The sequence below is a fragment of the Mesorhizobium sp. M7A.F.Ca.CA.002.04.1.1 genome, assembly GCF_004022805.1.
GTDB classification, from domain to species: Bacteria; Pseudomonadota; Alphaproteobacteria; order Rhizobiales; family Rhizobiaceae; genus Mesorhizobium; species Mesorhizobium ciceri.
This window is the reverse complement of sequence record NZ_RZPL01000193.1, coordinates 1-8460: the sequence shown is the minus strand read 5'-3', so window position 1 is coordinate 8460 and position 8460 is coordinate 1. Positions and strand designations below refer to the sequence as shown.

8 protein-coding genes and 1 pseudogene are annotated in these 8460 nt (G+C 63.2%); all 9 read left to right on the top strand.

What is annotated here, in order from left to right:
• Nucleotides 1–637, top strand: a pseudogene (locus ENZ75_RS12735) (sugar ABC transporter ATP-binding protein); the annotation flags it as partial.
• A 1-nt stretch (nucleotide 638) separates the two neighbouring features.
• On the top strand, nucleotides 639–1700 hold the full coding sequence (locus ENZ75_RS12730; protein WP_063168539.1) for an ABC transporter ATP-binding protein: 1062 nt from the start codon (nucleotides 639–641) through the stop codon (nucleotides 1698–1700).
• 35 nt (nucleotides 1701–1735) lie between these two features.
• The gene (locus ENZ75_RS12725) at nucleotides 1736–2821 is read left to right on the top strand and encodes a Gfo/Idh/MocA family oxidoreductase (RefSeq protein WP_063168538.1); all 1086 of its coding nucleotides are present in this window, start codon (nucleotides 1736–1738) and stop codon (nucleotides 2819–2821) included.
• Between the two features lie 55 nt (nucleotides 2822–2876).
• Nucleotides 2877–3791 carry a sugar phosphate isomerase/epimerase gene (locus ENZ75_RS12720; RefSeq protein ID WP_013530826.1) on the top strand — a complete coding sequence of 305 codons (915 nt, stop codon included), beginning with the start codon at nucleotides 2877–2879 and terminating at the stop codon, nucleotides 3789–3791.
• 64 nt (nucleotides 3792–3855) lie between these two features.
• Nucleotides 3856–4800, top strand: coding sequence for a substrate-binding domain-containing protein (locus ENZ75_RS12715; RefSeq protein WP_024501562.1), 945 nt, complete (start codon nucleotides 3856–3858; stop codon nucleotides 4798–4800).
• Nucleotides 4801–4860: 60 nt separating this feature from the next.
• A complete protein-coding gene (locus ENZ75_RS12710; protein WP_081714195.1) occupies nucleotides 4861–5862 on the top strand; it encodes an ABC transporter permease in 1002 nt (333 codons plus the stop codon).
• Complete coding sequence (locus tag ENZ75_RS12705; protein WP_024501560.1) at nucleotides 5859–6641, top strand: ATP-binding cassette domain-containing protein; 783 nt, start codon at nucleotides 5859–5861, stop codon at nucleotides 6639–6641. The genes ENZ75_RS12710 and ENZ75_RS12705 overlap by 4 nt, the downstream gene beginning before the upstream one ends.
• 16 nt (nucleotides 6642–6657) lie before the next feature.
• Complete coding sequence (locus ENZ75_RS12700; RefSeq protein ID WP_063168537.1) at nucleotides 6658–7839, top strand: aldose 1-epimerase family protein; 1182 nt, start codon at nucleotides 6658–6660, stop codon at nucleotides 7837–7839.
• 10 nt (nucleotides 7840–7849) lie between these two features.
• Nucleotides 7850–8460, top strand: a 611-nt coding sequence (locus ENZ75_RS12695; protein ID WP_206617034.1) for a fatty acid desaturase, incomplete at its 3' end; no start/stop codon positions are given.

Here is an 8460-nt window from a genome sequence, read left to right as displayed (position 1 = left end):
GGCGATCTTCCTGCTCGACGAGCCGCTCTCCAATGTCGACGCCGCTTTCCGGGCCGTCATGCGCACCGAACTGAAGCAGCTGCAGCGGCAGTTCCGCCAGACCATGGTGTATGTCACCCACGATCAGCTCGAGGCGATGACCATGGCCGACCGCATCGCGGTCATGGATCATGGGGTTTTGCAGCAGGTCGGCACGCCGCTCGAGGTCTACAACGATCCAGCCAATGTCTTCGTCGCCCGCTTTATCGGTGCGCCGGGCATGAATCTGCTCAAGGGCAGGCCGGCGGAGAGCGACCGCGGACTGGTCGTCGATCTCGGACCGTTGGGCGTCACGCCGCCGCTGCCGGGCGAACTCGCAGCGGCCATGCGTGGTGCACGCGGCGAGGTGCTTTACGGATTCCGGCCTGAACAGGCGACGTTGGTGCAGAATGGGCAGGGCCTCGCAATGCCGGTGACCTTTGTCGAACGGATCGGTGCGCGCACCATCGTTCATCTCGGCCAGGGCGAGGCGGCTGTGAAAACGGTGTTCGACAATGATGTCGGGCTGGCTATCGGCGACACCGCTGTCATCGCTCCCACTACGTCGTCGGTGCGCGTCTTCGACGCCGCTACCGGCCTTGCGATGAAGGCAGGTTGAGATGGCCGATATCGTCTTCCGTAATGTGACCAAACGCTACGGCAATACACTCGCCGTCGACGACGCCTCGTTCACCGTCAACGACAATGAGTTCTTCTGCTTCTTCGGTCCGCCGCTGTCGGGCAAGTCGACCATCCTGCGCCTGGTGCTCGGGTTGGAGACACCTGACACCGGCGAAATCCTGATCGGAGGCAGGCCGGTCAACGCGATGTCGCCGGCCGAGCGCAACGTGGCTATGGTGTTCCAGAACCTGGCGCTGTTCCCGCATATGAGCGGGCTCGAAAATGTCCGCTTTCCCCTGGTCGAACGCCGGGTCGCCGAGGCCGAGATCAAGCGGCGGGTCACCGACGTCGCGGCGAAGCTACATATCGGCCATATCCTGCACAAGCCGCCGGGACAGCTTTCGGGCGGGGAGCGGCAGCGCGTGGCGATCGCCCGGGCTCTGGTGCGCGATCCCAATGCCTATCTGATGGACGATCCGATCTCGGCGCTCGACGCCAGGCTGCGCGAAGAAACGCGCGTCGAGCTGAAGCGCATCCAGCGCGAACTCGGCAAGACGCTGATCTACGTCACGCATGACCAGGAAGAAGCGATGTCGGTCGCCGATCGCATCGCCATCCTGGAGGACGGCAAGATCAGGCAGATCGGTACGCCGGCAGAGATTTACGACCGCCCGGCCAGCACCTATGTGGCAAGGCTACTTGGCTCGCCGATGATGAACATCCTCAGATCGGCGCGTGGCGAGGGCGGTGTCGAAGCGGCTGAAGGCACGATCCGCATCGACGACAAGACAGCGCCCGCCGATGCCGTGGAGATCGGGCTGAGGCCGGAGGACATCAAGGTCAGACCGTGGGCGGACGGGGGCCCGGGCCGCCCGGCGCGAGTGTTCGAGGTCGAGCCGCTTGGCGGCTACACCGTGGTGACGCTCGCTGCCGGGCAGGCGCGGCTGAAGGCGTTGCTGCGCGGCCAGCCCGACATCCGGCCGGATGCCATGGTGGCGATATCCTGCGAGCCGGCCAGAGTGCATTATTTCGAACAGAGCGGCGGGGCGTTGGCACGATGACGGCCGCCGCAAGGAAAGAGTTTCGGGAGGAAGAGATGGCAAGCAAAGGCTTCGAGCCGGACGTGAAGGTCCGCACGAAGGAATACAAGATCGGCTGTGTCGGCGCAGGCATGATCATGGCCGAGTGCCATCTCGCCGCCTACAAGGAAGCCGGGTTCCCGGTGGTGGCAATCGCCTCGCGCACCAGGGCCAGCGCCGATAAGGTGGCGACGCGCTGGGGCATTCCGACCGTCCACGACACACCGGAAAAACTGATCGAGGACGAAAATGTCGAGATCATCGACCTTGCTTTCCCGCCCGACCTGCAGCCGGCGCTGATCCGTCACGCGCTGAGGCAGAAGCATATCAAGGCGATCCTGGCGCAGAAGCCGCTGGCGCTGTCAGTCGAGGAAGCGGTCAAGCTGCGCGATGAGGCGGCCAAGGCCGGCAAGATCCTCTCGATCAATCAGAACATGCGCTACGACCAATCGATGCGCGTCTTGAAGCAGATCATCGACAGCGGCGCGCTGGGCGACATCGTCTTCGCGCAGATCGACATGCACGCCATCCCGCATTGGCAGAGCTTTCTCGAGGATTATGACCGGCTGACGCTCGCCAATATGAGCGTGCATCATCTCGACGTGCTGCGCTTCCTGTTCGGCGATCCCGACGAGATCACCACGCTGACACGCAAAGACCCGCGCACGACATTCGACCACTCCGACGGCATCACCGTGTCGACGCTGCGCTTCCCGTCCGGCGTGCTTGCCGTGTCGCTGGAGGATGTCTGGTCGGGTCCGCGCCAGGATGGCTACAAGGACGACCAGCACATCAACTGGCGCGTCGACGGCAGCAAGGGGGTCGCGAAGGGCACCATCGGCTGGCCGACGGGCGCTGCCTCGACGCTGACTTACGCTTCGACCGAGACGACCGGCGGCGAATGGGTCAGCCCGAGCTGGGACACGATGTGGTTCCCGCATGCCTTTATCGGTGTGATGGAGCAGCTCCAGCACGCGGTGAAGACCGGCACGCCGCCGGCGCTGTCGGTCGCCGACAACGTCAAGACCATGGCGCTGGTCGAGGCGGGCTACCGCTCGATCGACGAGGCCCGCACGGTCAAGCTTTCCGAAATCGCTACCTGATCACCGCAGCTGAAACACCAAACAACTGAATCGCTTACAGGGAGGAATTCACACCATGATGCAGGCAGGTATTTTCACGGGCTATTTCCCGTACGGCCTCGAAGAGACGGCGAAGAAGATCCGCGGGCTCGATTTCAACACGGTGCAACTCGACCTCCACTTCAAGGATGTCGACCTGTCGGCCGGGCAGATCACCAAGGACAAGGCCAAGAAGGTGCGCGACGTCTTCCGCGATCATCACCTGCCGGTGTGCTGCATTTCCGGCTACACAAATATCATCCACCCGGACAAGGCCGAGCGCGACAAGCGCGTCGGCTACCTCAAAGAGATCATCCGCAACGCCCGCCATTTCGGCAGCCCGTATGTGATCTCGGAAACCGGCACCTACAACACCGAATCCGACTGGGTGCATCACCCCAAGAACAAGACCGAGGAAGGGTTCGAGGAATGCCGCAAGGTGGTCGCCGACCTTGCCCAGACGGCCTATGACCACGGCGCGGTCTTCCTGCTCGAAACCTATGTCAACAACGTCGTCGGCTCGGTCGAGGAGACGGTCAAGATGTTCGCGCAGGTCGATCACCCCGGCCTCGGTCTGCTGATGGACCCGACCAATTATTTCGAGACGCATAACATCGACAGGATGGACCAGATCCTGAACCAGGTGTTCGACACGCTGACCGACAAGATCAGAATAGCTCACGCCAAGGACGTCAAGCGTTCGGGCGGCGACAAGTCCGAGAAGCACGCCGATATCGGCGACGAGGACGCGCTGGAGAGCCATACATTCCGTGGCGTCGGTGAGATCGAGTTGCCGGCACCGGGCCTCGGTTCGCTGAACTACGACCTCTATCTCCAGCGGCTGGCGGAAAAGCATCCGAACATCCCGGTGATCATCGAGCATCTCTCGGAAGACGACGTGCCGAGGGCCAAGAAATTCCTCGACGGGAAGTTCCGCGCCAACGGTCTGTGACGGCCTTCTCGCGCCGCTGGTTCGCGGCGGCGCGGTTCGGTTCCAAAGTAAGGGAGGAGAAAAAATGTTGAAATTCGCATTGAAACTGGCGGCTGCCGTAACGCTGCTCGCCGGCGTCTCGTTGAGCGCGCCGGCAATGGCGCAGGATGGCCAGAAGACGTTCTACTTGCTGTCGCATGGCGGTCCGTCGGATGCGTTCTGGCTGGACTGGAATGCCGGCGCGACCAAAGCCTGCGACCAGCTCAAGGTGACCTGCAAGATCTCATTCAGCGGCGGCGACATGGCGGCGCAGAAGGAGGCCTTCAATTCCGCGCTTGCGGCCAAGCCCGACGGCATCGCCACCACGTCGGCCCAGCCGGGCTTGTGGACGGAAGAGGTGAAGGCGGCCAAGGCAGCCGGCATCCCGATCGTGTTCTTCAACACAGACGATCCGGCGACCGGACGGCAGGCCTATGTCGGCGCCGATCTCAAGGAGGCGGGGGTCATCTGGGCCAAGTATCTTGTCGACCACAAGATGGTGAAGCAGGGCGACAAGGTGTTCCTGCCGGTGGAAGTGCCCGGCGCCAGCTATCAGCAGCTGGAGACCGAAGGCATCGCCAGCGTCTTCGATCCGTTGGGGATCAAATATGATGTGGTCGATTGCGGCACCGACCCGGCCGGCATCATTGCCAAGATGACCGACTACATGGTGGCCAACAATCCGCCGGCGATCATCGCGCTTGGCGATTCCGTCGCGGCCAGCGTCAAGCGGGTGTTCGACGGCGCCGGCGTGCCGGCCGGCAAGATCCCGGTCGTCGGCTGGGGCAATTCCAAGGAAACCGCGGAAGCCGTCAAATCCGGTTTCGTCAACGCGGCCGCCTGGCAGTTCCCGTCTGCGCAGGGCTTCATGCCGGTGGCGCTGCTCGGGCTCGCCGCTTCGGGTGAGCCGATCGGCTACGACATCCATACGTTCAGCCTCTACGACGCCTCGAGCGTCGAACCGATCCTGAAACTCTACGACACGAAGTGAAAACGGTGCCCGCGGCGTAAGCTGCGGGCGTCTCTTCAAAGCATGGTTCAAGCAGTCATGATGATCGCCGCAGAAGACGAAATGCCTGTCGGGAAACGCAGATCGAGCCTTATGCGCTCGCCGCAATTCTCCTCGCTCGTCATCCTCATTGTCCTGCTCGCGGTGTTCGCCGTTGCCGATGCCAATTTCCTGTCGCCGCTCAACATCTCCAACATGATGGCGTTCCTGCCCGAGCTCGGCATCATCGCGCTCGGCATGACGCTGCTGTTGACGGCGGGCGAGTTCGACCTGTCGGTCGGCGCCGTGTTCGGGCTGGCGCCGGTCATCGTCATGCTCCTGGTGCAGAACGGCGGCGTGGATATAGGTGTCGCCCTTCTGGCCGGGCTTCTGCTGTGCATCGCCATCGGCGCCATCAACGGGCTGATCGTCACCAAGATCGGCATTTCGTCCTTCCTGGTCACGCTGTCGATGCTGCTCGTGGTGCGTGGGGCAGCGCTCTACATCACGCAGGGCTTTCCGCTGAAATCCTGGGACCAGCCGGGTTTTTTCGTGACGCTGCTGGCCGGCAGCTTCAATGTCGGCTCGTTCCGGTTCTACACCTCGCTGTGGTGGTTCATCGGTCTCTCGCTGCTGGCAATCTACGTGCTGCGCTATGCCAAGCTCGGCAACTGGATCAGCGCCATCGGCTCGAACCGCAACGCGGCGGTGGCGCGTGGCGTGCCGGCGGACGCCGTCAAGGTGTGGCTGTTCATCCTGACTTCGGTTCTGGCGGGGCTGGCCGGCATGATCAGCGCCTTCCGCATTTCGGCCGCTTCACCGGTGGCCGGCACCGGCTACGAGCTCGAAGTGATCGCCATGGTGGTGGTCGGCGGCACGGCGCTGACCGGCGGACGCGGCACGATCCTCGGCACCATCGTCGGTGCGCTGATGCTGCGCGCGATCCGCAACGGCATTGTGCTGATCGGCGTGCCGGGCCTCGCCTACAACATCTTCGTCGGCCTGATCATCCTCGCCATGCTCATCCTGCACGCTTTGCTGCAGAAGAACGCCGCAAGGGGCTGACGATGGAAGTTCTCCGGCTGCAGAATCTGCAAAAATCCTTCGGCAGCGTCCGCGCACTGAAGAATGCGTCCTTTGCCCTCAAGGAAGGCGAGGTGGTGGCCCTGCTCGGCGACAACGGCGCCGGCAAATCGACGCTGATCAAGGCGATTTCCGGTGTGTTTCCGATCGACCGTGGCGACATCTATGTGCGCGGTGAAAAGGTTTCGATCCGTTCGACACGCGACGCGATGGACCTCGGCATCGAGACCATCCACCAGGATACGTCTCTTGCGCCGGATCTCAGCATCGCGCGCAATCTTTTCCTTGGGCGCGAGCCGGTCAAGCTGAAATGGCTGGGCGTGTTCGCGCCGCTCGATTTCGCCAAATTGCGAGACGCGGCGTCGGCGCTGTTGAAGCGCGTCGGCATCTCGAAAAAACTCGACGCCGATGCGCTGGTCTCGACGCTATCGGGTGGCGAGCGGCAGTCGATCGCGATTTCTCGCGCCATGCAGTTCGCCGCCAAGGTCATCATCCTCGACGAACCGACCAACAATCTCGGTGTCGAGGAAACCCATGGCGTGCTGCGCTTCGTCAAGGAGGTGCGTGACGCCGGTCATTCCGTGCTCTTGATCACCCACAACATCCATCACGTGTTCCAGGTCGCCGACCGCATCATCGTCATGCGCCGCGGCGAGATCGTCGCCGAGCAGACGGTTGCCGATACCGATCTTCTGACCGTGGAAAGCATCATCACCGGCGCCGATATGTCGGCCCTGCTGAAAGAGACGAGAGCGAAGTGAAGAAGTTGGCCGTCACATGGTAGAACTCTACGGCAAGACGCTTTCGCGCCGGCAGGTGTCGGAACGTTCGGGCATGCTGTCGCAATTTGCCGGCGTGCGGCTGATGACGCTTGGCGACGGCGTGGAACGCGGCATCCGCATGCTGGAGTTCCGCACCGGCACGGGGCTGCGTTTCACGGCGCTGGTCGACCGGGCGCTCGACATCGCCGATTGCGACTTCAAGGGCCAGGCGATCGGCTGGCATTCGCCGAGCGGCTTTCGCAACCCCGGTCTGCACGATTATGAGGGGGAAGGGGGGCTCGCCTGGGCGCGTTCGTTTTCAGGGCTGCTTGTCACCTGCGGCCTCGACCACATATTGGGCCGGGAAGAAGTGCCGGCCGATAGCTACAACTACCCGGGCAGGAAGACCGTGATCCATTCGCTGCATGGCCGCGTCGGCACCATTCCGGCGCGGCTGACCGGTTATGGCGAGACCTGGGACGGCGACCGCTGCGTGCTGTGGGCCGAAGGCACCGTGCAGCAATCGGCAGTGTTCGGCGAGGATCTGCATCTGATCCGGCGTATCGAGGCCGATGTCGGCGGCAACGAGATCCGGCTGTCGGATCGCGTCGTCAACCACGGTTTCAACCGCACGCCGCACATGTATTTTTACCACGTCAATGTCAGCCATCCCTTGCTCGACGAGGGTTCGCGCTATCTGGCGCCGATCCGCGACGTCGTCTGGGCTGGCCATGCCGGCGAGCGCTACCAGGCGCAGAAGGTGGGTTACCGCACGATGCCGGCGCCGCAATCGGGTTTCAGCGAGCAGGTCTGGCAGCACGAGATGGCGGCGGACGCCAATGGCGAGGTGCCGGTGGCAGTGGTCAACGATCAGCTCGGGCTCGGCTTCGAAGTGGTGACGCGCAAGGACCAGCTGCCTTGCGCATATCAATGGCAGAATTTTCAGGCGGGGCAGTATGCGCTGGGCATCGAACCCTCGACGCATCATGTGCTCGGCAATCTCGCGGCGCGCGAGCGGGGCGAGATGATCTGGCTGGAGCATAGTGAAAGCCGTTCTTACGACGCAGTGTTCCGGGTGCTCGACGGCGCCGGCGCGATCGCCGAGGCCGAAGCAAAGATCGCGTCGATCGCCAGGCAGCCGCAACAGGATTATCCTGTACCGTCGGGTAATTTTCCGGGATTGGCGGACAGGGCATGAGGCGAAACGAATGCTCCGGCTGGCGGGCCGGAAATCGGAGGTCGATGTGATGGAGAAAAAGCGCGACTACAGCCTGGTCGGGGAAAGCACGCGCATCGCGATCGAGACCGGGCTGGCCTCGGCCGAGTGGTATCACACCGATGTGCCGCGCAAGGCGATGAAAGAGCTGATGCAGCGCTCGGACGGCCCGGCGATCCGCGACACGATCATCTGGATCGTTGCCATATTGGGTTCCGCCGCCGGGATCGCCTGGTTCTGGGGCACGTGGTGGGTGGTGCCGTTCCTGCTCGTCTATGGCGTGCTCTACGGCTCGTCCAGCGACTCGCGCTGGCACGAGTGCGGCCACGGCACCGCCTTCCGCACACGCTGGATGAACGATGCCGTCTACCAGATCGCCAGCTTCATGCTGATGCGCAATCCGGTGACCTGGCGCTGGAGCCATGCCCGCCACCACACCGACACGATCATCGTCGGCCGCGACGCCGAGATCGCGGTGATGCGTCCGCCGGACCTGCTGCGCGCCGCACTCGCCTTCACCGGTGTTCTCGATTTCCGCTATTCGCTGCCGACGCTGGTGCGCAATGCGTTCGGCAGCATCTCGCCGGACGAGAAAAGCTTTAT

What these genes read in the sequence shown, in the direction of transcription:
- ENZ75_RS12720 (WP_013530826.1), top strand. Translation starts at nt 2,877, where the DNA reads ATGATGCAGGCAGGTATTTTCACGGGCTATTTCCCGTACGGCCTCGAA.
- ENZ75_RS12730 (WP_063168539.1), top strand. Translation starts at nt 639, where the DNA reads ATGGCCGATATCGTCTTCCGTAATGTGACCAAACGCTACGGCAATACA.
- ENZ75_RS12710 (WP_081714195.1), top strand. Translation starts at nt 4,861, where the DNA reads ATGATCGCCGCAGAAGACGAAATGCCTGTCGGGAAACGCAGATCGAGC.
- ENZ75_RS12700 (WP_063168537.1), top strand. Translation starts at nt 6,658, where the DNA reads ATGGTAGAACTCTACGGCAAGACGCTTTCGCGCCGGCAGGTGTCGGAA.
- ENZ75_RS12715 (WP_024501562.1), top strand. Translation starts at nt 3,856, where the DNA reads ATGTTGAAATTCGCATTGAAACTGGCGGCTGCCGTAACGCTGCTCGCC.
- ENZ75_RS12725 (WP_063168538.1), top strand. Translation starts at nt 1,736, where the DNA reads ATGGCAAGCAAAGGCTTCGAGCCGGACGTGAAGGTCCGCACGAAGGAA.